Genomic DNA, 335 nt, shown 5'->3' with positions numbered 1-335 from the left:
TGCGGCCTACGTAATGATGCACGATGCGCCACAAACGCTTGTCAGTGACTTCCAATTGCCGAGAGACGGCGAGCACAGGCATCTCCCTGACCAACGACATGGCAGCCTGTTCAAACAACAGTGTGAAGCCACTATCAGGGCGAGCCCAGGGCACCTCGACTCGCCTGACGCCGTGCTCTGGACACCGGGTGCGAGGAACGCGGGCATGGAGATAGCAATGATGCTGGAAGAAGTTCAGGTGTCGCCAGGACTTGTCGGCAAAGTCATGCGCCGGGCATGCCTTGCCGCATTCCGGGCAGGCATAAAGGCTCCCCCGGTCGGCTTCCACGTAAAGC

General features: G+C 60.0%; 1 protein-coding gene. It reads right to left on the bottom strand.

Annotated features, from left to right (window positions below):
- Positions 1 to 335, bottom strand: a 335-nt coding sequence (locus tag MKZ40_RS17085) for a helix-turn-helix domain-containing protein (protein ID WP_282628011.1), incomplete at both ends; no start/stop codon positions are given.

It is taken from the genome of Cobetia sp. BMC6 (assembly GCF_029991385.1).
GTDB lineage: Bacteria > Pseudomonadota > Gammaproteobacteria > Pseudomonadales > Halomonadaceae > Cobetia.
Note: the sequence above shows the minus strand (reverse complement) of the source record. Positions and strands in the feature narration are given on the sequence as shown.